The sequence below is a fragment of the Streptomyces sp. NPDC048560 genome, from assembly GCF_040650955.1.
Taxonomy (GTDB): Bacteria; Actinomycetota; Actinomycetes; order Streptomycetales; family Streptomycetaceae; genus Streptomyces.
This window is the reverse complement of record NZ_JBEZIJ010000004.1, coordinates 319,328-343,029: the sequence shown is the minus strand read 5'-3', so window position 1 is coordinate 343,029 and position 23,702 is coordinate 319,328. Positions and strand designations below refer to the sequence as shown.

22 protein-coding genes and 1 tRNA gene are annotated in these 23,702 nt (G+C 71.1%); 12 read left to right on the top strand and 11 right to left on the bottom strand.

Going from position 1 to position 23,702, the window contains the following annotated elements:
- Positions 1 to 12 precede the first annotated feature (12 nt).
- Positions 13 to 100: transfer RNA gene (locus tag AB0C82_RS14340), tRNA-Leu, on the bottom strand.
- Between the two features lie 183 nt (positions 101 to 283).
- Between AB0C82_RS14340 and AB0C82_RS14335 the strand changes: the two genes are divergently transcribed.
- From AB0C82_RS14335 to AB0C82_RS14325, 3 genes are all read left to right on the top strand, one after another.
- Complete coding sequence (locus AB0C82_RS14335) at positions 284 to 1,609, top strand: M20/M25/M40 family metallo-hydrolase (RefSeq protein WP_362840620.1); 1,326 nt, start codon at positions 284 to 286, stop codon at positions 1,607 to 1,609.
- A gap of 142 nt (positions 1,610 to 1,751) precedes the next feature.
- Positions 1,752 to 1,985 (top strand): chaplin ChpH, encoded by a 234-nt coding sequence (gene chpH / locus AB0C82_RS14330; protein ID WP_362840617.1) that lies wholly within the window; start codon positions 1,752 to 1,754, stop codon positions 1,983 to 1,985.
- A 139-nt stretch (positions 1,986 to 2,124) separates the two neighbouring features.
- A complete protein-coding gene (locus AB0C82_RS14325; RefSeq protein ID WP_362840614.1) occupies positions 2,125 to 2,910 on the top strand; it encodes a chaplin in 786 nt (261 codons plus the stop codon).
- A gap of 70 nt (positions 2,911 to 2,980) precedes the next feature.
- On the opposite strand, the gene AB0C82_RS14320 is transcribed toward AB0C82_RS14325, so the two are convergent.
- Positions 2,981 to 3,169, bottom strand: coding sequence for a DUF5703 family protein (locus AB0C82_RS14320; RefSeq protein WP_185301746.1), 189 nt, complete (start codon positions 3,167 to 3,169; stop codon positions 2,981 to 2,983).
- A 47-nt stretch (positions 3,170 to 3,216) separates the two neighbouring features.
- Here AB0C82_RS14320 and AB0C82_RS14315 point away from each other — a divergent pair, with 47 nt between their 5' ends.
- A complete protein-coding gene (locus tag AB0C82_RS14315) occupies positions 3,217 to 3,876 on the top strand; it encodes a hypothetical protein (RefSeq protein WP_362840611.1) in 660 nt (219 codons plus the stop codon).
- A 102-nt stretch (positions 3,877 to 3,978) separates the two neighbouring features.
- Here the strand turns inward: AB0C82_RS14315 and AB0C82_RS14310 are convergent, their stop codons facing one another.
- Together AB0C82_RS14310 and AB0C82_RS14305 are read right to left on the bottom strand one after the other, a co-directional pair.
- Positions 3,979 to 6,276, bottom strand: coding sequence for a helix-hairpin-helix domain-containing protein (locus tag AB0C82_RS14310; RefSeq protein WP_362840608.1), 2,298 nt, complete (start codon positions 6,274 to 6,276; stop codon positions 3,979 to 3,981).
- A complete protein-coding gene (locus tag AB0C82_RS14305; RefSeq protein ID WP_362840605.1) occupies positions 6,273 to 7,256 on the bottom strand; it encodes an aldo/keto reductase in 984 nt (327 codons plus the stop codon). Before AB0C82_RS14305 ends, AB0C82_RS14310 begins: the two co-directional genes overlap by 4 nt.
- A 142-nt stretch (positions 7,257 to 7,398) precedes the next feature.
- On the opposite strand from AB0C82_RS14305, the gene AB0C82_RS14300 reads away from it, so the two are divergent.
- The gene (locus tag AB0C82_RS14300; RefSeq protein ID WP_362840602.1) at positions 7,399 to 8,448 is read left to right on the top strand and encodes an LLM class F420-dependent oxidoreductase; all 1,050 of its coding nucleotides are present in this window, start codon (positions 7,399 to 7,401) and stop codon (positions 8,446 to 8,448) included.
- Positions 8,449 to 8,667: 219 nt separating this feature from the next.
- Entirely contained in the window at positions 8,668 to 9,456 is a 789-nt protein-coding gene (locus AB0C82_RS14295) for a ferritin-like domain-containing protein (protein WP_362840599.1), read from the top strand.
- A gap of 19 nt (positions 9,457 to 9,475) precedes the next feature.
- Here the strand turns inward: AB0C82_RS14295 and corA are convergent, their stop codons facing one another.
- Positions 9,476 to 10,477 (bottom strand): magnesium/cobalt transporter CorA, encoded by a 1,002-nt coding sequence (corA, locus tag AB0C82_RS14290; protein WP_362840596.1) that lies wholly within the window; start codon positions 10,475 to 10,477, stop codon positions 9,476 to 9,478.
- Between the two features lie 55 nt (positions 10,478 to 10,532).
- Between corA and AB0C82_RS14285 the strand changes: the two genes are divergently transcribed.
- The 4 genes from AB0C82_RS14285 to mshC all read left to right on the top strand — a co-directional run bounded on the left by AB0C82_RS14285 (position 10,533) and on the right by mshC (position 14,171).
- Entirely contained in the window at positions 10,533 to 11,243 is a 711-nt protein-coding gene (locus tag AB0C82_RS14285) for a histidine phosphatase family protein (RefSeq protein WP_362840592.1), read from the top strand.
- 104 nt (positions 11,244 to 11,347) lie between these two features.
- A complete protein-coding gene (locus tag AB0C82_RS14280) occupies positions 11,348 to 11,938 on the top strand; it encodes a DUF3090 domain-containing protein (RefSeq protein WP_362840589.1) in 591 nt (196 codons plus the stop codon).
- Positions 11,902 to 12,762 (top strand): SCO1664 family protein, encoded by an 861-nt coding sequence (locus AB0C82_RS14275; protein WP_362840586.1) that lies wholly within the window; start codon positions 11,902 to 11,904, stop codon positions 12,760 to 12,762. Before AB0C82_RS14280 ends, AB0C82_RS14275 begins: the two co-directional genes overlap by 37 nt.
- Positions 12,763 to 12,941: 179 nt before the next feature.
- A complete protein-coding gene (mshC, locus tag AB0C82_RS14270; RefSeq protein WP_362840583.1) occupies positions 12,942 to 14,171 on the top strand; it encodes a cysteine--1-D-myo-inosityl 2-amino-2-deoxy-alpha-D-glucopyranoside ligase in 1,230 nt (409 codons plus the stop codon).
- Between the two features lie 119 nt (positions 14,172 to 14,290).
- Here mshC and AB0C82_RS14265 read toward each other — a convergent pair whose 3' ends face one another.
- The gene (locus AB0C82_RS14265) at positions 14,291 to 15,370 is read right to left on the bottom strand and encodes a PAC2 family protein (RefSeq protein ID WP_362840580.1); all 1,080 of its coding nucleotides are present in this window, start codon (positions 15,368 to 15,370) and stop codon (positions 14,291 to 14,293) included.
- Between the two features lie 257 nt (positions 15,371 to 15,627).
- On the opposite strand from AB0C82_RS14265, the gene AB0C82_RS14260 reads away from it, so the two are divergent.
- The gene (locus AB0C82_RS14260) at positions 15,628 to 16,950 is read left to right on the top strand and encodes an enolase C-terminal domain-like protein (protein ID WP_362840577.1); all 1,323 of its coding nucleotides are present in this window, start codon (positions 15,628 to 15,630) and stop codon (positions 16,948 to 16,950) included.
- Positions 16,947 to 17,726 carry an SDR family oxidoreductase gene (locus AB0C82_RS14255; protein ID WP_362840574.1) on the top strand — a complete coding sequence of 260 codons (780 nt, stop codon included), beginning with the start codon at positions 16,947 to 16,949 and terminating at the stop codon, positions 17,724 to 17,726. The genes AB0C82_RS14260 and AB0C82_RS14255 overlap by 4 nt, the downstream gene beginning before the upstream one ends.
- A gap of 84 nt (positions 17,727 to 17,810) precedes the next feature.
- On the opposite strand, the gene AB0C82_RS14250 is transcribed toward AB0C82_RS14255, so the two are convergent.
- The 5 genes from AB0C82_RS14250 to AB0C82_RS14230 form a co-directional block, all read right to left on the bottom strand.
- Positions 17,811 to 18,482 carry a FadR/GntR family transcriptional regulator gene (locus AB0C82_RS14250; RefSeq protein WP_362840571.1) on the bottom strand — a complete coding sequence of 224 codons (672 nt, stop codon included), beginning with the start codon at positions 18,480 to 18,482 and terminating at the stop codon, positions 17,811 to 17,813.
- Between the two features lie 133 nt (positions 18,483 to 18,615).
- Entirely contained in the window at positions 18,616 to 20,226 is a 1,611-nt protein-coding gene (locus tag AB0C82_RS14245; protein ID WP_362840568.1) for a glycerol-3-phosphate dehydrogenase/oxidase, read from the bottom strand.
- A 6-nt stretch (positions 20,227 to 20,232) separates the two neighbouring features.
- Positions 20,233 to 21,783 (bottom strand): glycerol kinase GlpK, encoded by a 1,551-nt coding sequence (gene glpK, locus AB0C82_RS14240; protein ID WP_362840565.1) that lies wholly within the window; start codon positions 21,781 to 21,783, stop codon positions 20,233 to 20,235.
- A gap of 56 nt (positions 21,784 to 21,839) precedes the next feature.
- Entirely contained in the window at positions 21,840 to 22,631 is a 792-nt protein-coding gene (locus tag AB0C82_RS14235) for an MIP/aquaporin family protein (RefSeq protein WP_362840562.1), read from the bottom strand.
- A gap of 279 nt (positions 22,632 to 22,910) precedes the next feature.
- Entirely contained in the window at positions 22,911 to 23,693 is a 783-nt protein-coding gene (locus AB0C82_RS14230) for an IclR family transcriptional regulator (protein WP_362840559.1), read from the bottom strand.
- Between the last annotated feature and the right edge of the window lie 9 nt (positions 23,694 to 23,702).

The window sequence follows — 23,702 nt, the reverse complement described above, 5'->3', positions numbered from 1 at the left end:
CATTCGTCCTGCTGGTGTCCGAGGGGGGACTTGAACCCCCACGCCCGATAAAGGGCACTAGCACCTCAAGCTAGCGCGTCTGCCATTCCGCCACCCGGACAAGGTGTCTGTCTCGCGGGCCCGGCCCGTTCCGACGTGGAAAACCATAGCAAACATTCGGGGGTGCTCGATCACGCCAGTGGCGGTGTGAAGGGCGGATGACAGCGGGCGGGCGCCCTTGGGTGCACGGCACGGGCGCGGGAGGATGAGGGGGAGCACCACAGCGACAGTGGAAGGAAGCAGCGTGAGCGAGACCAACACGGCGCGGACCGTCTCCGGCGAGGACGAGGTCGTGGACCTCTGCCGTGACCTGATCCGGATCGACACCAGCAACTACGGGGACCACTCCGGACCGGGGGAGCGGCTCGCCGCCGAGTACGTCGCGGAGAAGCTCGCCGAGGTCGGGCTCGAACCGCAGATCTTCGAATCCCACAAGGGCCGTGCCTCCACCGTGGCCCGGATCGAGGGTGAGGACCGGTCCAGGCCCGCGCTGCTCATCCACGGGCACACCGACGTGGTCCCGGCCAACGCCGCCGACTGGACGCACGATCCCTTCTCCGGCGAGATCGCGGACGGCTGCGTGTGGGGCCGGGGCGCGGTCGACATGAAGGACATGGACGCGATGACCCTCGCGGTGGTCCGCGACCGGATGCGCAGCGGTCGCAAGCCGCCGCGCGACATCGTGCTGGCCTTCCTCGCGGACGAGGAGGCGGGCGGTACCTACGGGGCCCGCTTCCTCGTCGACAAGCACCCCGGACTGTTCGAGGGCGTCACGGAGGCCATCAGCGAGGTCGGCGGGTTCTCCTTCACCGTCAACGAGAAGCTGCGGCTCTACCTGGTGGAGACGGCCCAGAAGGGGATGCACTGGATGAAGCTGACCGTGGACGGCACCGCCGGTCACGGTTCGATGATCCACAAGGACAACGCCATCACGGAGCTGAGCGAGGCCGTCGGACGTCTCGGCCGCCACAAGTTCCCCGTGCGGGTGACCAAGACCCTGCGGCACTTCCTGGACGAGCTCTCCGACGCCCTCGGCACCGAGCTCGACCCCGAGAACATGGACGAGACGCTCGCCAAGCTGGGCGGCATCTCCAAGCTCATCGGCGCCTCGCTCCAGAACACCGCCAACCCGACCCAGCTCGGCGCGGGCTACAAGGTCAACGTCATTCCGGGGCAGGCGACCGCCCACGTCGACGGACGGTATCTGCCCGGGTACGAGGAGGAGTTCCTCGCCGACCTGGACCGCATTCTCGGTCCGAACGTGAAGCGCGAGGACGTGCACGCGGACAAGGCCCTGGAGACCACGTTCGACGGCGCCCTCGTCGACGCGATGCAGACGGCGCTGGTGGCGGAGGACCCGATCGCGCGCGCTGTGCCGTACATGCTCTCGGCCGGCACCGACGCCAAGTCCTTCGACGATCTGGGCATCCGCGGCTTCGGGTTCGCTCCGCTCAAGCTGCCGCCGGAGCTGGACTTCGCGGGCATGTTCCACGGCGTGGACGAGCGCGTGCCGGTCGACGGGCTGAAGTTCGGCGTGCGCGTTCTCGACCGCTTCATCGACAACTCCTGAATGCGGGAACGGTTATTCGCCCGCCTGTACGTACATAACCAGAAAGAGTGAAAGCGGGTAGTCGCTCGTAGCCCCACCACCCACTCCTCGTTACAAGTGATGCGGTCCGCGGCTGGGACCGCATTGCCAACTAGGAGGAATAATGATCAAGAAGGTTGCCGCCATCGCGGCCGCTACCGGTGGTCTCGTGCTCGCTGGTGCGGGTATGGCCACCGCTGACTCGGGTGCCCAGGGTGCTGCCATCGGCAGCCCCGGCGTGCTCTCGGGCAACGTCGTTCAGGTCCCCGTCCACGTCCCGGTGAACGTGTGTGGAAACACCGTCTCCGTGATCGGGCTGCTGAACCCCGCCTTCGGCAACACCTGCGTCAACGCCTGACGTTGATCGTCAACCCGTAGGGGTTTGAGTTCGGTCGGCCCCGGAGTGCGCGCCATGCGCTCCGGGGCCGCTGGGCATTCGGTCCTCGCGCGGTCGCGCCCGGGGGCATCTCGGAAGGCAGAAGGCAGGAAACGAACCTATGCGACAGGTCACACGTAAGGGCCTGATCACCATGGCAGCGGCGGGCGGAGTGCTCGCGCTGAGTGGCGGTTACGCGCACGCCGACGCGGGAGCGGCCGGCTCCGCGTCGAAGTCCCCGGGGGTGCTGTCGGGGAACTCCGTCCAGATCCCGGTCGACGTACCGGTCAATGTGTGCGGCAACTCCGTCAGCATCGGCGGTCTGCTCAACCCGGCAGCCGGGAACGACTGCGGAAACGGACCGGCGGACACCGGGAGGGACGCCGGACCGTACGACAACGCCCCCGGCGGCGACAGCTCCGGCGGCCGCCCCGCCGAAGGCCACACCGCCGACGGCGACAAGGGAACGTCGAGCACCCAGGGGACCGGCCGGCACCGCGGCCCCGCGGCCACGGCCGAGGGAGAGGCCACGGGCTCCCCGGGCATCGGCTCGGGCAACCACGTCGCCGTCCCGATCGACATTCCCGTGAACGTCTGCGGCAACAGCGTCACCATCGGTGGCCTGCTCAACCCGGTCTTCGGCAACGACTGCGGCAACGACCCGGAGGTGAGCCCTCCGACCGACCACCCGGAGACGCCCACCACTCCGGAGAAGCCTGCCGACCCGGTGCACCCGCCCGTGAGCGGGCCTTCCGAGCCGAACGCTCCGGGGCCCCAGCTCCTGCCCGAGGAGCAGCTCGCACAGACCGGCGCCGGCGGGCTCGACCTGCTGATCCCGGCGAGCGCGGGCCTGTTGCTCGCGGGCGCGGGCACGGTGCTCTACCGCCGCTCCCGCAGCGCCGCGTAAGCGCACGGCGACACCCGCACAGGGGTGTCGGAGGGAGCGGGCCGTGCGACGTCGCACGGCCCGCTCCGCTTCACCAGGTGGCCCGGAGCTGGCGGATGATCCGCCGCCGCAACCGCACTCTGCGGCTGCCGTCCAGGCGCAGCGTCAGTCGGTCCAACTCCCAGTGTCCGTACTCGGCATGGTCGGTGAGCAGGCGGGTCGCTTCCTTGCGGGACACCCCGCGCGGCACGTACACGTCGACAAATTCGTATTCCGGCATCGCATCTATTGTGCGGGCAGAGCCCGGGTACGGATAGCGTCTGCACTATGTCTGATGCTGCGCAGCCCACCGCTGCCGAGGTACGTGCCGCCGCCGAAGCGGTAAAAGCCGCGCTCGACCGTCACCTCGACGCGGTCGAACGCCGTAGCGGGGACGACGATCCGGTCGTCTTCGAGGCCTTCAACGCACTGGCCGCCGCGGCCGAGGTCTACGACGAGCTGCTCTACGACCGTCACGACGAGGTCACTCCTTTCGAGATTCCCGGTGCGGACGACTCCTTGCCGCCGTACGCGGGCCCGGAGGAGCCTCATGCGCTGAGCGTGCTGATCCGGCGGGACTACGCCGTCGTCGAGCCGCCGAGGCTGCTCGCCCAGGCCCAGCGGCTTGCCGACCTCGACCCGGACGAGCGCGGGAGCGAGGCGGCCGCCGTGGCCGGTACGAGCGTGCACGCCGCGCTCGGTGTGATCTTCGGGGAGTACGAGGCGGACGAGATCGCCTCGCGGCACAAGGAGTTCGGGCTGGAGGAGGGCGACTCCACACTCTGGGTCGCCGCCGCCGGCGAACTGCCCGAACCCGGGGAGTGGCTGGGCGCCCCCTTCGAACAGGCCGATCCGCAGCTGGTGGTCTGCCGGTTCGACGTCAGTTCGGTCTTCGACGAGGACGAGCTGGACGAGGACCTCGAGGATCTGACGGCCGACAGCTCCTGACCGCTCCCGGCACGGCGCGAGGACAGCCCTGTGGCCCCGGTGCGACGCTCCGGGGCCACAGGGCTGTCCTGGCCGGAGCCCGGGTCGAGGTGAGCCCGCGGGCTAGGGCGCGGCGTCCGGGGTCGGCAGCGCCTCCAGGAGGGGCCGCAGCCGGGTCGTGCGCTCCTGCGCGGGAATCTCGGCCACCGCACGCGGAAGCGCCTGGTCCACGCCGTGGACGACGGACAGGTGACGCTCACCGCGGCTGAAGGCGGTGTACACCCACGGTCTGCTCAGACCTTGCGCGGCGTCGCCGGGGAGCACGACGACCACCGCGGGCCAGCGCATACCGGCCGCCTGGTGCGCACTGAGCGCCCAGCTGTGGCGTACGGACGCCTCGACCCGGTCCTGGGGTACGACGACGGGCGTGCCCGCACAGTCCAGGTGCAGGCCGTCGGCGTCGGCGGAGACGACGGATCCGGGCACTGCACGGCCGGCGGCGGGGACGTGCACGACGCGGTCGCCGGGATCGAAGCCGCCGAACCGGCCGGGGCCGGGGTTGAGCCGCTGCTTGAGCGCCGTGTTCAGCGCCCTGGTGCCCGCCGAGCCACCGTGCCCCACGGTGATCACCTGAGTGTCGGCCGAGGGCACCCCGATGGCCCGTGGTACCGAGTCGGCGACCAGCTGCACGGTGCGGTGGACGGCCTCGCCCGCGTCGCGCACGGGGACGATCACCACTTCCCTGCCCGGCGCCTCGACCTGGCTCAGCTCACCGATGCCGATGCCGGAGACCAGCTCGCCGATCGGACCCGGGTCGGGTGTGCGGGACACCACCTGCGGGCACGCCCGCGAGGCCAGGACATCCGCGAACACCCGCCCCGCACCGGCGGAGCCCAGCACTCCCGGATCGCCGCTCAGCACCAGCCGGGTGCCGTCCGCGAGGGACTCCACCAGGACGGCCGCGGTCTCCACGTCCAGCTGCGGGGCGTCGAGCACCACCAGCAGATCGAGGGCGAGCGCGCCCTCCTCGTCACGGCCGGGGCCCTCGGTGCCGGAGAGCAGCCCGGAGAGGGTGACCGCGGTCCGCGGATCGCCCACGGCCGTGGCGAGACGCTGCCGGCCGTCGAGGCTGTGCGTCGCCCCGAGGGCCCGCAGGCCCAGGCTGTTCGCCGCCGCGATCAACGCTGCGGGTTCGGCCCGCGCGGCCTCGCCGCCCGAGTGGACGACCAGGCCGCCGGTGGCGACCGTACGGATGAGCTCGGCAGCCGAGGGTGAGGGGGCGGCGGACGCGGCCTGTGACCAGTCGGCCCCCTTCTCGCAGGCGTTCAGCAGGCGTGCCAGGCCGTCGGCGAGGCTCTCCTCCGCGAGGGCGTACCGGTCGAGTCCGAGGAGCACCTGCACCGGCTGCTGTTCGGCATCGGAGTCCTCGGCGGCGGTCCGGTCGTCGTGACCGTCCTGTTCCTCCTGCTGCTCGTGCTGGTCCGGGTCCGCGGAAGCGGTGGGGTCCAGGCCTTCCTGGAACACCAGGACGACACCCTCGGAGACGGCGTGCTCCACAGCCGCTTCCGGGTCGGTCACCGCGCGTTCGGCCAGCGCGGCGCGCACCTCCGAGGCGTCCAGCGCGGTGTGGCCCTGGAGCGCCGCCCGCTCCAGCAGCCAGCCGACGAGCGCGGCGGTGCGCCGCTCGTCGTCCGGGCCGCACCCGGCGCCCAGCAGGGCGCGGGCGAATCCGTCGGCCTGCTCGGGGCGGACCCCCGGCACGGCCAGCAGTTGCCAGGGGTCGGCGCGCAGGACCTCCGCGGCCTGTTCGCCGAGCGTCTCGGCCGCCGGGCGCGCCAGTGCCTCCGGCGCTCCGCCCTCGGTCAGCACCGCCCGGGCCGCCGCAGTGGCGTCGGGGGACGCTCCCTGAGCGGCGCCGGACGTCCCGGGCGCCTGGGGCCGCGCGGGCGCGGCGGTGGCCGGCTGCACGGCGCGGCGGGGCGGGGGAGGCGATGCGGGGGAGTCGTAGAACGCCGTGCCGGCCTTCTCGCCGCTCTCCACGGCCCGTACGGCGGCCAGGAGGTCGGCGGCGGTGCCGCTCAGCTTCGTACCGGCCGGGATGGGGCCTTCCTTCTCGGCCTTGCGCTGCTCGATGCGTTCACGCAGTGCACGCTGGGCGGCGAGCTCGGCCTCGGCCTCGGAGAGCGCGGGCGCCGCCACCTCACCGGCCTCACCGGCCTCACCGGTGTCTTCGGCGCCTTCACCGGACGAGTCGTCCTCACCCGGGTCGTCCTCACCCGAGGCGTCCGAGGCGTCGGCGGGGGCGTCCGTCGGGACGTCGGCAGGGACCCCGGCGGCCGGGTCGTCCGCGGCGGCGAGGCCACCGGCCTCGGTGTCCTCGGCCGAGGGGCCTGGGGTTTCCCCCCGGGGAAGCGCAGTCACAGCGTGCTCCAGTCCTGGTCGGGATAGCGGTGCACGGGCGCCGACACGTCGTCGAGCGCCTGGCAGATCTCGTCAGGAAGACTAAGCGCCTCCACTGACAAAGCCTCCGTGAGCTGCTGCGCGTTGCGCGCGCCGACGATCGGGGCCACCACTCCCGGGCGGTCCCGGATCCAGGCGAGCGCCACATGAAGGGCTGTCGTGGAGAGGCCCTCGGCAGCCGTGGCCACCGCGTCCACGATGCGGCTCGCGGCGTCGTCGAGATACGGCTCGACGAAGGGAGCCAGGTGCTCCGAAGCGGCCCGGGAGTCCGAAGGCGTGCCGTGCCGGTACTTCCCCGTCAGCACGCCACGCCCCAGCGGGGAGGAGGGGAGCAGCCCCATCCCCAGGTCGAGGGCGGCAGGCAGCACCTCCCGTTCGACGCCCCGCTGCAGCAGCGAGTACTCCATCTGCGTACTCGCCAGCCGGGTGCGCACGCCGGGCGCCGCGAGCTGCCAGGTGGCCGCCTTCGAGAGCTGCCAGCCGCAGAAGTTCGACACCCCCGCGTACCGGACACGCCCCGAGGACACGGCCAGATCCACGGCCTGGAGCGTCTCTTCGAGGGGTGTCACCGGATCGAAGGCGTGTATCTGCCACAGGTCGACGTAGTCCGTGCCGAGCCGTTCGAGCGAGGCGTCGAGCGCGGCGAGCAGATGGCCGCGAGATCCGTCGAACCGGCGGTACGGATCGGGCACGCTGCCCGCCTTCGTGGCGATGACCAGATCCCGCCGTGGCACGAGACTGTCGACGAAGCGTCCGAGCAGGTATTCGGCCTCCCCGCCGCCGTACACATCCGCCGTGTCGACCAGTGTCCCGCCCTCGTCCCAGAAGGCCTTGAGCTGGTCGGCGGCGTCGTGCTCGTCGGTGTCCCGGCCCCAGGTGAGAGTGCCGAGCCCGATCCGTGACACGCGAAGGCCGGTACGGCCGAGATGCCTCTGCTCCATGGGCGCTGAGATTACTGGCCATCACCCCGAGGAGTGGAGGCCTGTGGACAACGTGACGGCCGCCCGGAGCCCTGCCGGATCGAGTTGTCGCGCGCTAGAGTCCGGAGGACAGAGACGTTACTGATCAGTATGGGAGCGGTTTATGCGGCTCGGCATCAATCTCGGTTACTGGGGAGCGGGCATGGACGGCGACAACCTCGCCGTCGCCCAGGAGGCCGACCGGCTCGGCTACGACGTCTGCTGGGCCGCAGAGGCGTACGGCTCCGACGCCCCCACCGTGCTCACCTGGGTCGCCGCCCAGACCGAGTCCATCGACGTCGGTTCGGCGATCATGCAGATCCCGGCCAGGCAGCCCACGATGACCGCGATGACCGCGGCCACCCTCGACTCGCTCTCCGGAGGCCGGTTCCGCCTCGGCCTCGGAGTCTCGGGCCCGCAGGTCTCGGAGGGCTGGTACGGCGTCAAGTTCGACAAGCCGCTGGCCCGCACCCGTGAGTACGTCGAGATCGTCCGCAGGGCCATGTCGCGCGAGCGCCTCTCGTACGAGGGCGAGCACTGGACGCTCCCGCTGCCCGACGGCCCGGGCAAGCCCATCAAGCTCACCGTGCACCCGAAGCGCGAACACATCCCGCTCTACATCGCGGCCATCGGCCCGAAGAACCTGGAGCAGACCGGGGAGATCGCGGACGGGGCGCTGCTGATCTTCCCCTCGGCCGAACACCTCGAGGACACCGCGCTGAAGTACCTGCGGGCCGGTCGCGAGAAGGCCGGCAAGACCATGGACGGCTTCGACGTCTGCCCGACGCTGCCCCTCGCCGTCGGCGACGACGTGAACGGCCTCGCCGACATGTTCCGCCCGTACACCGCGCTCTACGTCGGCGGCATGGGCAGCCGCAAGCAGAACTTCTACAACCAGCTCGCCCAGCGCATGGGGTACGAGAAGGAGGCCGCCGAGATCCAGGACAAGTACCTGGCAGGCGACAAGAGCGGCGCGGCCGCCGCCGTACCGCACCAGCTCATCGACCAGACCGCGCTGCTCGGCTCGGTGGAGCGGATCGCCGATCGGATGCAGGCGTACGCGGCCGCCGGCGTCACCACGCTGACGCTCGCCCCGGCCGGCTTCACGCTCGACGAGCGGATCACGGCCCTGCGCGCCGGTACGGAGGCCCTGGAGCGCTCCGGACTGGCGTAGGGACCCGCCGCCCTCGCCCGGGAGGTCCGGGGGCAGCACTACGGCCGTGGTGGGGGCTCGGGGGTCTTCCCCGCCACGGCCGTACCCGGAACAACGCGCCGGGGGCCCTTCGGTTACGCGCCGCACGCCCCTCGCCCGCCCGGCGGCCCTCGTGTTGCCTACCGGCCCGTACCGCCTTTGACTTCTGTCTCTGAGGACATCGGTACGGAGGTGGCAGTGATGCTTACGGCAAAGAGCCTGTTCCAGGAGATCCTCGACGACGACGTGTCTTTCCGGCTCTTCTGTTCCATCGCTGCCAGCGGCGAGACCCAGGGGGGCTGGGAGAACGGCCGGATCGCGGCGCTCGTGCCCACGAGCCAGCGCGGACTGGCCCGGAAGATCGTCCGGCACGGCGCCGACGAGGACAAGCACGGCCGGATCTTCAACGCGCTCCTCAAGAAGCGCGGGCTGAGCCCGGTGGACGTGCCGTCCGATACGGACTACACGATGCTCCTGGAGCGGCAGGGCATCGGACTCGCGCACGAACAGCTCAAGCGCGACGAACAGCTCTCGGAGCAGGACGTCATCACCTACCTGTCGCACAGCAGGGTGACCGAGCAGCGTGCCTCCGAGCAGATGCGCCTGCTGCTCAGGTACTTCGCCGACCACCCCGACATCGGCCGCGCGGTCAGGATGATCTCGAACGACGAGGACAACCACCTCGCGTACTGCCACGAGGAGCTGCTCCGCTTCGCCCGTGCCGGGCACGGGCGCATGATCCAGCGCACCCTCCGGGAGTGCGCCCTCGCCGAGATCCGGGTCTACCGGGACGTGAGCCTCGCGGTGATGGCCCACATGGGCGCCCTCCTGCACTGGTCCCGGGCCAGGGCGGCGCTGCTGGCCGCGGGCATCCACGCCGTGTACGCGTACGAGCGGCTGATCGGCTGGCGGCGCATGGTGAGCCTGAGCCCGCCCGCCCGGCGGGACGCGCTGGGCGGACCGGCCACGGTCGAGCCCGAGTTCGCCTGAGGCGTACCCGGACGGGTGGTCAGAGCCAACCGCGGCGCTTGAACAGGCGGTGCAGTCCGAACACCGCGCCGCCCATCAGGACGATCACCGCCGGATACGTCCACACCCAGTGCAGCTCCGGCATGTGGTCGAAGTTCATGCCGTAGACGCCCGCCACCATGGTCGGGACGGCGGCCATGGCGGCCCAGGCCGAGATCTTGCGCATGTCGTCGTTCTGGCGCACCCCCATCTGCGCCAGGTGGGCGGAGAGGATGTCGGACAGCAGCCGGTCCAGCCCCTCCACCTGCTCGTTGACGCGCGTCAGGTGGTCGCTCACGTCACGGAAGAACGGCTGCGCGTGCTCGTGGACGAACGGCACGCCCGCGCTCGCGAGACGCGTCATCGGGGCGGACAGGGGCCCGGTCGCACGGCGGAATTCGAGCACCTGGCGCTTGAACGTGTAGATGCGGGCGGCGGAGTTGCCGGAATCGCCCGTGCCGCTCGGCGCGAACACCTGGGCCTCCAGCTCCTCCAGGTCGACCTGGAGCTCCGCGCCCACGTCGATGTAGTGGTCGACGATCGCGTCGCTGACCGCGTAGAGCACCGCCGTGGGTCCGTGCCTGAGCACCTCCGGTTCGGCCTCCAGCCGGCGGCGTACGGCCGCGAGCGGCGCGCTCTCGCCGTGTCTGACCGTGACGACGAACGAGTCGCCGATGAAGACCATCAGCTCGTCGGCGCTGACGGTGTCGCTCTCGGGCTCGTACACGACCGGCTTGATGACGACGAACAGCGAGTCGTCGTACACCTCCAGCTTGGGCCGCTGGTGGGCGCGCAGCGCGTCCTCCACCGCCAGCGGGTGGAGGCCGAACTCGCTGCTGACACGGGAGAACTCCTTCTCCGTGGGCTCGTGCAGCCCAACCCAGAGGAACGCGTCCCCGGCGTCGGCGGCCCGCGCCTCGTCCAAGGCGTCGGAAAGATCGGCGGGGCCTTCGGTACGGCGCCCGTCCCGGTAGATGGCACTGTCGACAATCACGCGGGGCATTCTTCCCTGCCGCCGACGCCCCCGCACCTCTGCCCTGCCCTTTACGCTGGCTCGTATGCCCACGCTGATCCTCGTACGACACGGCCGGTCCACCGCCAACACCGCGGGAGTGCTCGCCGGCCGTACCCCCGGTGTCTCCCTCGACGAACGCGGCGCCGAGCAGGCGGCGGCCCTGCCCGGGCGGCTGGCAGCGCTCCCGCTCGTCGCCGCGGTCAGCAGCCCCCTGGAGCGCTGCCGCGAAACGCTCCAGCCGCTGCTCGAAGCCCGCCCCGGACTCCCGTTCCACACCGAGGACCGGATCAGCGAGTGCGATTACGGGGACTGGTCGGGGCGCAAACTGGCGGAACTGGCCGACGAGCCGCTGATGTCCGTCGTCCAGCAGCACCCCTCGGCCGCCGCGTTCCCCGGTGGCGAGTCCATGCGGGCGATGCAGGCCAGGGCGGTCGACGCCGTACGGGACTGGAACGCTCGCATCGCCGCCGAGCACGGCGACGACGCGACGTACGTGATGTGTTCGCACGGCGACATCATCAAGTCCCTCGTCGCCGACGCGCTCGGTATGCATCTGGACCTCTTCCAGCGGGTCCACGCCGATCCCTGTTCGGTGACCGCGATCCGCTACACACGGCTGCGGCCCTTCCTCCTCCGGCTGGGCGACACCGGGGACTTCGCCTCGCTCGCCCCGCGCGAACAGGCCGTCGGGGCCGACGCCGCGAGCGGCGACGCGACGGATGCGGCGGTCGGGGGCGGCGCTGGGGCGCCGTGATCGCTCCGCGCAGTAGGGTGGACGCGCCGTAGGGGCCGTTCCGGGGGCATCCCTCCGGACTCCGGCCGCCCCCATCCGCCGTCAATTCTCAAGGGAGACAGGACGTGTCCCGTCAGGTGTTCCTCTATGACCCCCCGGACCGTTTCGTGGCCGGTACGGTCGGGCTGCCTGGCCGCCGTACGTTTTTCCTGCAGGCATCCTCCAGGGGCCGCGTCACCAGCGTCGCCCTGGAGAAGACTCAGGTCGCCGCGCTGGCCGAACGGATCGACGAACTGCTCGACGAGGTCGTGAGACGCACCGGCGGCAATTCGCCGGTGCCCGCCGTGGCCCCCATGGACGTCACCGACACCGCACCGCTCGACGCGCCCGTCGAGGAGGAGTTCAGGGTCGGCACGATGGCTCTCGCCTGGGACGGTGAGGAGCAGCGGATGATCGTCGAGGCGCAGGCGCTCGTCGAACTGGACGCCGATTCCGTGGACGACCTCGCGGAGGCCGAGGAAAGGCTTCTGCAGGACGAGGAGAACGGCCCGCCGATGCTCCGCGTACGGCTGAGCGGCGCGCAGGCACGGGCGTTCGCCAAGCGCGCCCTGGACGTCGTGAACGCCGGCCGTCCCCCGTGCCCGCTGTGCAGCCTGCCGCTCGATCCGGAAGGACACGTATGCCCGCGCCAGAACGGATACCGTCGCGGAGCATGACCGGGACCCCGACGGGTACGGAGCTGCTGACCCTGCTCGCGAAGGGGCGGCTCACGGTGCAGGGCCAGGTCCGGGGCGCGTCCAACGCGGTGCTCTACTGCACCGTCGAGTACGAGGGCGAGCAGCGGACCTGCGTCTACAAGCCCGTCGCCGGGGAGCAGCCGCTGTGGGACTTCCCCGACGGCACCCTCGCCCAGCGGGAGGTGGCGGCGTTCGAGATCTCCGAGGCGACCGGATGGGGTCTGGTGCCGCCGACCGTGCTGCGTGACGGGCCGTACGGAGAAGGCATGTGCCAGCTCTGGATCGAGGCGGCGCCGGACGGTTCCACCGACGTGGCCGAGCCGACACTGCTGGCGCTCGTCGAGGACGAGGAGCCGGGCGAGGGCTGGAAGGCCGTGGGCTTCGCGGAGGTCGGCGAAGGGAAGACCGCCCTGCTCGTCCATGCCGACGACCCCCGGCTGCGACGCCTCGCTGTGCTCGACGCGGTGATCAACAACGGAGACCGGAAGGGCGGCCACCTGCTGCCCGCGCCGGGCGGCCGGCTGTACGGCATCGATCACGGGGTCACATTCAACGCCGACGACAAGCTGCGCACCCTGCTGTGGGGCTGGGCGGGCGAGGCGCTGACGGACGAGGCCGTCGAGGTGCTGGGCCGGCTTGCCGCCGAACTGGCTCCCGGCGCGAAACTCGCCACCCGGTTGGGCGAGCTGATCACCGGAGCGGAGCTGGACGCGCTGCGGGGGCGTGTGGGGGACCTGCTGACGACGGGGCTGCACCCGCAGCCGAGCGGGGAATGGCCGGCCATTCCCTGGCCCCCGGTCTGACGGGCGGGGCCCACGTACGCGGCCTGGCCGCCCGGCTACGGCTTCCGGCCACCCGTCCGGACTCGCCGGGGCTCCGTCCTGCTGCGGGAGCGGTGCGGAGCTCGTCGTCAAGACCGCGTCCCCGGCCAGGATTCAGGTCCGGTTCGTATCCGGAAGCATCGTCCGGTTACGCTCATGACATGCATGCCTGGCCCGCTTCTGAGGTCCCCGCCCTGCCTGGCAAGGGCCGCGACCTTCGGATCCACGACACCGCGACCGGCGGACGGATCACCCTTGACCCCGGTCCCGTCGCCCGCATCTATGTCTGCGGCATCACGCCGTACGACGCGACCCACATGGGTCATGCGGCGACCTACAACGCGTTCGACCTCGTTCAGCGCGTGTGGCTCGACACCAAGCGGCAGGTTCACTACGTCCAGAACGTGACCGACGTGGATGATCCGCTGCTGGAGCGGGCCGTACGCGACGGTCAGGACTGGACCGAGCTCGCCGAGCGCGAGACGGCCCTCTTCCGCGAGGACATGACCGCCCTGCGAATGCTCCCGCCGCAGCACTACATCGGCGCGGTGGAGTCGATACCTGGCATCGTCCCGCTCGTCGAACGCCTCCGGGACTCGGGCGCCGCCTACGAGCTCGACGGTGACGTGTACTTCTCCGTCGAGGCCGACCCGCACTTCGGCGAGGTCTCCAACCTGGACGCCGAGGCGATGCGGCTGCTCTCCGCCGAGCGCGGCGGCGACCCCGAGCGCCCCGGCAAGAAGAACCCCCTGGACCCGATGCTGTGGATGGCCGCCCGTGAGGGCGAGCCGAGCTGGGACGGGGGCACGCTCGGGCTCGGCCGCCCCGGCTGGCACATCGAGTGCGTCGCCATCGCCCTCGACCACCTCGGAATGGGCTTCGACGTCCAGGGAGGCGGTTCCGACCTCGTCTTCCCGCACCACGAGATGGGCGCCTCGCACGCCCAGGCACTGACCGGTGAGCACCCGTTCGCCCAGGCGTACGTCCACGCCGGCATGGTCGGCCTGAACGGCGAGAAGATGTCGAAGTCCAAGGGCAACCTCGTCTTCGTGTCGGCGCTGCGCCGCGAAGGCGTGGACCCGGCCGCGATCCGCCTCTCCCTGCTCTCGCACCACTACCGGTCCGACTGGGAGTGGACCGACCAGGTGCTGGCCGACGCGGTCGAGCGGCTGGCACGGTGGCGCGCCGCCGTCTCCCGCCCCGACGGACGGTCCGCCGACGCCCTCGTCGAAGAGGTCCGCGAGGCCCTCGCCGACGACCTGGACACCCCGGCCGCACTCGCCGCCGTGGACCGCTGGGCCGCCCTGCAGACCGCTGAGGGCGGCGAGGACGAGGGCGCTCCCGGCCTCGTCTCGCGCACCGTCGACGCGCTGCTCGGAGTGGCCCTGTAGCAGCCGGACGGTGTGAACCACCGCACGGACCCGTTCCCCGGACCGGCCTCGGACTTCTCACGAGGTTCGGGGCCGGTTCCCTTTCGTCCGCCGGGCGGGTACACGACCCGCCCGGCCGGTCAGTTCTCCGGGGTGTCCCCGTCGTCGCCGGACGGGTCCGCGTCAGGGTCCCGGCCCGGTGCCGGCTCCGGGTTCTCCGGGGAATCCCCGGACGCCTTGCCGGTGTCGGCGGGGCCTGTCCCCGCGCCGGGCTCCGGACGAGGCGGTTTCGGCGGTCTGGTGCGGCCGCTCGACGGGTCCCGCAGATAGGGGACGTCACCGCTCTCCGTCGCGTGCCCGCCCGGTCCCTGGCCCGGACCGCCGTCCCGGCGCCGCAGATAGCGCTCGAACTCCCGGGCGATGGCCTCGCCGGTCGCCTCGGGCAGCTCCGCGGTGTCGCGGGCCTCCTCCAGCGTCTGGACGTACTCGGCCACCTCGCTGTCCTCGGCGGCCAGTTGGTCCACCCCGACCTGCCAGGCGCGGGCGTCCTCGGCCAGTTCGCCCAGTGGAATCGGCAGGCCGAGCAGGTCCTCCAGGCGGTTCAGGAGTGCCAGCGTCGCCTTCGGGTTGGGCGGTTGCGACACATAGTGCGGCACCGCCGCCCACAGACTCACCGCGGGAACTCCCGCGTGGGTGCACGCCTCCTGGAGGATGCCGACGATGCCCGTCGGGCCCTCGTAGCGTGTCTCCTCCAGATCCATCGTCCTGGCCAGGTCCGGATCGGACGTCACGCCGCTGACCGGCACCGGCCGGGTGTGCGGGGTGTCGCCGAGCAGCGCCCCGAGGATGACGACCATCTCGACGCCCAGTTCATGGGCGAAGCCGAGGATCTCGTTGCAGAACGAACGCCAGCGCATCGACGGTTCGATGCCCCGGACCAGCACCAGATCGCGCGGCTTGTCCCCGCCGACGCGGACCACGGAGAGGCGGGTGGTGGGCCAGGTGATCTTGCGCACCCCGCCGTCCAGCCACACCGTGGGGCGGTTGACCTGGAAGTCGTAGTAGTCCTCGGCGTCGAGCGCCGCGAACACCTCGCCCTTCCACTCCCGGTCCAGATGTCCGACAGCTGTGGAGGCGGCGTCACCGGCGTCGTTCCAGCCCTCGAACGCGGCCACCATGACCGGGTCGACCAGCTCGGGTACCCCCTCGAGCTCGATCACCCAGACCCCCTTCCGAAGTTTCTCCTTGTGTACGCACCAACCTTACGGCTTCCGGGCTGTCCCACCGCAGTCTCCGGGCACGGGCGGGTGAACTGCGCGTGCGTGTGTTAATCAACCGCCTTAACGGGGCATCAGATGCGCGATTCATCCGAGCTGTGACGGCCGAATCACGTTCGGACCCTGGACGTCCGGCCGGGAGGGACGCTATACATCGGATGACACTGAAGAGGTCCGATGTTAATCCCCTGGGGGCGCACATGAGTCAGACCGTCACGGATTTCGAGGTCCACGACATCCGGTTCCCCACCTCGGAACAGCTGGACGGTTCGGACGCCATGAACCCCGACCCCGACTACTCCGCCGCCTACGTCGTCCTGCGGACCGGCCACGCCGGGGCCGAGGGCCACGGCTTCTGCTTCACCATCGGACGCGGCAACGAGATCATGGCGGCCGCCATCGAGGCCCTGCGGCCGTACGTGGTGGGGCGGCCGGCGCCACGTACCGCCGCCGACCTCGGGGCGCTGTACCGGGAGCTCACGCACGACTCCCAACTGCGGTGGCTCGGGCCCGAGAAGGGCGTGATGCACATGGCGGTCGGTGCGGTCGTCAACGCCGCCTGGGACCTGGCGGCGGCCGGCGCGGGCAAGCCCGTATGGCAGTTCCTCGCCGGGATGACCCCGGAGGAGCTCGTCTCCCTCGTCGACTTCCGCTACCTCGGCGACGCCCTCACACCCGAGGAGGCGCTCGCCATCCTGCGGGCCGCCGAACCGGGCCGCGCCGAGCGCACTGAACTCCTCCTGGCGCAGGGCTATCCCGCGTACACGACGTCGCCCGGCTGGCTGGGATACGAGGACGACAAGCTCGTACGCCTCTCCAAGGAGGCGGTGGCCGACGGCTTCGGCCAGATCAAACTGAAGGTCGGGGCGGATCTCGGCGACGACGTACGCCGGATGTCCCTCGCCCGTGAGGCGGTCGGCCCCGGCATCCGGATCGCGGTCGACGCCAACCAGCGTTGGGACGTCGCTGAGGCGGTGGAGTGGATGAAGGCCCTCGCGCCGTACGACCCGCACTGGATCGAGGAGCCCACCAGCCCCGACGACGTACTCGGCCACGCCGCCGTGCGCGCCGGACAGCCCGTCAAGGTCGCCACCGGCGAACACGTGGCCAACCGGGTCGTGTTCAAGCAGCTGCTCCAGGCAGGTGCCGTCGACTTCGTGCAGATCGACGCCGCCCGGGTCGCCGGAGTCAACGAGAACCTGGCGATCCTGCTGCTCGCCGCGAAGTTCGGCGTCCCCGTCTGCCCGCACGCCGGAGGCGTCGGGCTCTGCGAACTGGTGCAGCACCTCTCGATGTTCGACTACGTGGCGGTGTCCGGGACCTGGGAGGACCGGGTGATCGAGTACGTCGACCACCTCCACGAGCACTTCGCCGATCCCGCCGTGATCGAGAACGGCAGATACCGGGCGCCGCTCGCGCCCGGGTTCTCCGCCCGGATGCTTCCCGGGTCGATCGCCGGTCACCGCTATCCCGAGGGCCCCGTCTGGCAGGCCCACCGTACGACCGAGGAGAACGCCCGATGACCCGTGCACCGGAATTCGACGGCATGTCAGCCCTGGTGACGGGCGGGGCGTCCGGGATCGGGGCCGCCGTCGCCACCCTGCTCCTGGAACGCGGCGCGACCGTCGCCGTACTCGACCGGGAGACGGCGGGAGCACCGCGTGGTGCGCTCGCGTTCCAGGCCGACGTGACCGACGACGCGGCGGTGCGGGAAGCGGTCGACCGGGCCGCCGCCGAGATGGGCGGCCTGCACACCCTCGTGTCCAACGCGGGCATCGGCTCGATCGGCACCGTGGAGGACAACACGGACGAAGAATGGACGAGGGTCCTGGACGTCAACGTCCTCGGCATGGTCCGCACCGCCCGCCACGCCCTCCCGCATCTGCGCCGGGCCGCGGCGGACCGTCCCGGAGCCGTCTCGATCACCCACACCTGCTCGATCGCGGCCACGGCGGGCATCCCGCAACGCGCGCTCTACAGCGCGAGCAAGGGGGCGGTGCTCTCCCTCACCCTCGCCATGGCCGCCGACCACGTCCGTGAGGGCATCCGGGTCAACTGCGTCAACCCCGGCACCGCGGACACCCCGTGGATCGGCAGACTCCTCGACCGGGCCGACGACCCGGTCGCCGAACGCGCCGCCCTCGACGCCCGCCAGCCCCTGGGACGGCTGGTGGCGGCGGAAGAGGTCGCGGCGGCGGTCGTCTACCTCGCCGGGCCCGGCGCCGCCTCCGTCACCGGCGCCTCACTCGCCGTCGACGGCGGGATGCAGGGCCTGCGGCTGCGCCCGCCGACCGGCTGACTCCTGGCCGTCCAGGGCCGAGCCGGTGCGCACCACACGACGGGCCGGGGGCACGCCGCCCCCGGCCCGTAGGCGTTCCGCAGCTCACAGCGTGGAGCGCAGCCACTGCTCCACGCTCGCCACGTGGACGGTCGCCCAGGACCGCGCGGCCTCCGCGTCCCTGTCCCGCAGCGCGGCGAGGATCGCCCGGTGCTCGTACAGCGTGCGGCTGACGGCGTCCTCCTGGGTCAGACCGCGCCAGACCCTGGCCCGCGTCGTCGGTCCGGAGAGCCCGTCGAGCAGCGAACACAGCACCGAGTTGCCCGACGACTGGACGATGCTGCGGTGGAACTCCAGGTCCGCGGACACGAGTTGTTCCACGGAAGGCTGCTCGCCCAGCTCGTCGAGCTGCGAGCCGAGCAGTTCCAGCTGCGCGTCGCTCATCCGGCTCGCGGCCATCGCCGTGGCGGCCGGTTCGAGGATCCGGCGTACCGCGAGGAATTCCAGCACGGTGTCGTCGCGGTGGAAGTCCACCACGAAGCTCAGTGCTTCCAGGAGCAGTTGCGGGTCCAGGCTGGTGACGTAGGTGCCGTCGCCCTGCCGCACGTCGAGGATGCGGATCAGCGACAGGGCGCGTACGGCCTCCCGGAGGGAGTTGCGGGACAGCCCCAGCTCCGCGGCGAGTTCGCTCTCCTTGGGGAGCCGGTCACCGGGCCTCAGAGCACCCGAGACGATCATTTCCTTGATCTTCTCGATCGCCTCGTCGGTGACAGCCATGACGGTCCTCCTGGAATCCGGACGGGAATCAGACATCCGATGTCTTCGGCCATTATGAGGGTCCGCGCAGCCGGTGAGGCAAGGCGAACGGGGGCGGCTTCCCCCCGGAAGCCGCCCCCGCACCTGCCGTGTCTCAGCCCCGGTCGGCGAGCAGGCCCTCGACCCGCGTCCTGATGTCGTCCGTGGCAAGCCCACGGATGGTCAGCGTCGTACGCCGGCGCAGTACGTCGTCCGCCGTCTCGGCCCACTCGTGGTCCCGGGCGTACACGACCTGCGCCCAGATCTCCGGCGCGTCCGGGTGGACCCGCTCGGCCAGCGCCGGGTTCTCGTTGGCGAGCCGCGCGATGTCGAAGGACAGCGAGCCGTAGTGGGTGGCGAGGTGCCTGGCCGTGTCGGCCGCCATCCGCGGACCCGGCGTACCCCCGTCGATCAGCAGCCGGTGCGCGACCGCCTGGGGGTTGGCGATGCCGGGCAGCGGGAGCTTCTTCGGCAGCCGGGCCATCGGCTCCATGTCGTCCGCGAGCGGGTGGCCCGGGAGCGCGGCCAGCTTGGTCATCACGGTGCGGCCGATGTGGCGGAACGTCGTCCACTTGCCGCCCGCGACCGAGAGCATCCCGCCACGGCCCTCCGTCACGACGGTCTCGCGCTTGGCCTTGGACGTGCTGCCGGGGCCGCCCGGCAGCACTCGCAGACCGGCGAAGGAGTACGTGATCAGGTCACGGGACAGCTGCTGGTCGCGGACGGAGAACGCCGCCTCGTCCAGGATCTGGGCCGTGTCCTTCTCGGTCACCGCGACGTCCGCCGGATCCCCCTCGTACTCCTCGTCGGTCGTGCCGAGCAGCAGCATGTCCTCCCAGGGGAGCGCGAACGTGATCCGGTACTTGTCGATCGGGGTGGCGAGGGCGGCCTTCCAGGGGCGGGTGCGCTTGAGCACCAGGTGCGCGCCCTTGGACAGCCGTATCGAAGGAGCCGCGTTCGGGTCCTCCATTTTGCGGAGGTGGTCGACCCACGGGCCGGTGGCGTTCAGCACGAGGCGGGCGTTCACGCCGAACTCCGTACCGTCGGCGCTGTCCCGCAGATCGGCTCCGGTCACCCGGCCCCGGGTGAACCGCAGTCCGGTGACCGCGGCGTGGTTGAGGACGGTCGCGCCCGCGTCGACCGCCGCGCGTACGGTCATCAGCGCCATGCGGGCGTCGTTCATCTGGTCGTCGCCGTAGACCGCGACGGCCTTCAGATTGTCCGTACGCAGCTCGGGCACAGCGCGCTGCGCCTTCGCCGGGCTGATCACATGGCCGACGCCGTCACCGAACGCGGAGAGCGCGGAGTAGGCGAAGACGCCCGCGCCGAGCTTGGCCGCGCCGTGCGGGCCGCCCTTGTAGACCGGCAGGTAGAAGGTGAGCGGATTGGCCAGGTGCGGCGCGACCTGACGCGAGACGGCGCGCCGCTCGAAGTGGTTCTCCGCCACCAGCTTCACCGCGCCGGTCTGCAGGTAGCGCAGACCGCCGTGGAGAAGCTTGGAGGAGGCGGAGGAGGTGGCGCCGGCGAAGTCGCCGGCGTCCACCAGCGCCACCCGCAGTCCGGACTGCGCGGCGTGCCAGGCGGTGGAGATGCCCAGGATGCCGCCGCCGATCACCAGGAGGTCGTACGTCGCCTTGGACAGCTGCTCCCGGGTCTCGGCACGGCTCGGGAGGGAGCCGGAGGCCGGATGCGTCCCGAGGGCGGGGACGCTCTGCAGGGTGGTCATATCGCTTTACTCCTCGACAGTGTCTTCGTCGAGCCAGCCCATCGATCGTTCGACGGCCTTGAGCCAGCTCTTGTACTCGCGGTCACGGGTGGCCGCGTCCATACGGGGTGTCCACTCGGCGGCCCGGCGCCAGTTGGCGCGCAGCGCGTCGGTGTCCGGCCAGAAGCCGACGGCGAGACCGGCGGCGTAGGCGGCGCCGAGGCAGGTGGTCTCGGCGACCATGGGGCGCACCACGGGCGCGTCCAGGAAGTCGGAGAGGGTCTGCATCAGCAGGTTGTTGGAGGTCATTCCGCCGTCGACCTTGAGTGCGGTCAGTTCGACGCCGGAGTCCTTGGTCATGGCGTCGCTGATCTCGCGGGTCTGCCAGGCGGTGGCCTCGAGCACGGCACGGGCGATGTGCGCCTTGGTGACGTAGCGGGTGAGACCGGCGATGACGCCTCGGGCGTCGGGGCGCCAGTAGGGGGCGAAGAGACCGGAGAAGGCGGGCACGAAGTACGCGCCGCCGTTGTCCTCGACCGAGGAGGCCAGGGTCTCGATCTCGGCCGCGGACTTGATGAGACCCATCTGGTCGCGCATCCACTGCACCAGCGAGCCGGTGACGGCGATGGAGCCTTCGAGGGCGTACACCGCCTTCTGGTCGCCGATGCGGTATCCGACGGTCGTCAGCAGCCCGTTGTAGGAGTTGACGGGCGTGTGACCGGTGTTCATCAGCATGAAGGTGCCGGTGCCGTACGTGGACTTCGCCTCGCCCTGGGCGAAACAGGTCTGGCCGAAGAGCGCGGCCTGCTGGTCGCCGAGCGCGGACGCCACCGGGATGCCGTCCAGGACGCCGCCCTTGGCGTGTCCGTAGACCTCGGCGGAGGAGCGGATCTCCGGCAGCACGGTCGGCGGGATGTCGATCGACTGGAGGATCTTCTCGTCCCACTGCATGGTGTGCAGGTTCATCAGGAGGGTGCGGGAGGCGTTGGTGACGTCCGTGACGTGGACGCCGCCGTCGGTGCCTCCGGTGAGGTTCCAGATGACCCAGGAGTCCATGGTCCCGAAGAGGATCTCGCCCCGCTCGGCGCGCTCGCGCAGACCCTCGACGTTGTCGAGGAGCCAGCGGACCTTGGGCCCGGCGAAGTACGAGGCGAGGGGCAGGCCGGTCTCGCGGCGGAAACGGTCCTGGCCGACGTTGCGGCCGAGCTCCTTGCAGAGCGCGTCGGTACGGGTGTCCTGCCAGACGAGGGCGTTGTGGACGGGCTCGCCGGTGTTCTTGTCCCAGAGCAGCGTCGTCTCGCGCTGGTTGGTGATGCCGATCGCCTTGACGTCGGCTGAGGTGATGCCCGCCTTGGAGATGGCGCCGGCGACGACCTCCTGGACGTTGGTCCAGATCTCGGAGGCGTCGTGCTCGACCCAGCCCGGCTTCGGGAAGATCTGCTCGTGCTCCTTCTGGTCGACGGAGACGATCCGGCCGTCCTTGTCGAAGACGATGCAGCGGCTGGAGGTGGTGCCCTGGTCGATGGCGGCGATGAACGGACCGGTGCCGTGGCTCCCGGTGGTGTGTGCTTCGGTCACGGTGTGCTCCCCGGAGGTCTGTGAGTGCTGAGGGTTACGGCTCTGAGCTCTGCGGCTCACGCGAAGGCGACGTTGTAGAGCCCGCCGGCGATCGCACCGCCGATGAGCGGTCCGACAATCGGTACCCAGGCGTAGCCCCAGTCGGAACCGCCCTTGTTCGGCAGCGGCAGCAGCGCGTGCACGATACGCGGACCGAGGTCGCGAACCGGGTTGATTGCGTAGCCGGTCGGACCGCCGAGCGAGAGACCGATTCCGACGACGACCAGAGAGGTGATCAGGGCACCGAGGGTGCCGAGGCCGTTGCCGTCGTTGTTGAGACCCTGGGTCAGGATCGCCAGCACGAGGACCACCGTGGCGATGACCTCGGTGACGACGTTCTGCACGGCGTTCCGGATCTCCGGGCCCGTGGAGAAGATGCCCAGTACGGGGCCCGCCTTCGGGGCGGCCGACTGGTCGACCATGCCCTCTTCGGCGGGCTGGTCGCGCACGATCTCGGGATCGGTGAGGTGGGCGTGGAACTGCCCGTAGTACACCGCCCAGACCAGTACCGCGCCGATCATGGCGCCCAGCAGCTGGGAGGCCAGGTACAGCGGTACGTCGCCCCACTCGGTGCCGCCCTGAATGGCGAGGCCGAGCGTCACCGCCGGGTTGAGGTGCGCGCCGGAGACGCCGCCGGCCAGGTAGGCGGCGGTCAGCACGGCGAAACCCCACCCGAAGGTGATGGCGAGCCATCCGGCGTTCCGTGCCTTGGATCGCTTCAGCGTGACGGCGGCGCACACTCCGCCGCCGAGGAGGATGAGAACGGCGGTACCGATGGTCTCGCCGATGAAGATGTCGGAGCTGGACACCCGTGACTCCTTTGTCGTCCAGGGGGAAGGCGAACACCGGGTCCCTCCGGTGGTTCGCGCCCGAGGTTGGTATCCACGCTGTGCGGGTACTCACCTGTTTGGGCCGACCGGTCCGTGGCACTGTCACACCCTAACGCGTACTGCCGTAAGGCGTTCGACAATGCCGACCGGTGAACGGCAATGTTTCTCCCCGGTGAATGCGACGTCAAGAGCTCTGGCGGATACGACTCGGTGCGGAGCCCGATCGTTACCGACGGGTTGCCCGGCCGGCGGGGAAGGTCAGAAGCGCCCGGCGCCCAGATCCCGCGAGACGGCACGCGCGCAGTCCCGCACGGCCGCGATCAGCTCGGGGCGCAGCTCGCCGCCGGGACAGACCCGCTCCACCGCGCCGGTGACGGCCACGGCGCCGACCGGCATCCGCCGCCGGTCGTGGATGGGCGCGGCCACGGCGGCCACCCCTTCCCAGGTCTCCTCCTCGTCGGAGGCCCAGCCGCGCGCGCGGATGAGGTCGAGCAAGGCCTCGAAGTCGTCCGCGCCGGTCACCGTGCGGGGCGTGAAGGCCTGCCGCTCGGCCTCGAAGGCCTCGCTGTGCGCCACCGGGTCGTAGGCGGACAGCACCTTGCCCAGGGCCGTGGAGTGCAGCGGCTGCATGGCCCCCACCTCCAGCACCTGGCGGCTGTCGTCGGGCCGGAAGACGTGGTGGACGATCAGGATGCCGTGCTGGTGCAGCACGCCCAGGTGGACGCTCTCGCCGCTGGAGCGCGCCAGGTCGTCGGTCCACACCAGGGCCCGGGCCCGCAGCTCGTGGACGTCCAGATAGCTGTTGCCCAGGCGCAGCAGCTCCGCGCCGAGCTGGTAGCGGCCGGACGCCGCGTCCTGCTCGACGAACCCCTCGTGCTGGAGCGTGCGCAGGATGCCGTGGGCGGTGCCCTTGGCCAGGCCCAGGGACGAAGAGATGTCGGACAGTCCGAGCCGGCGCTCGCCGCCCGCCAGCAGCCGCAGCATCGCTGCCGCCCGCTCCAGCGACTGGATGTTCTTGGCCATCGCGCCGTACTCCTCCATTGTGATTCG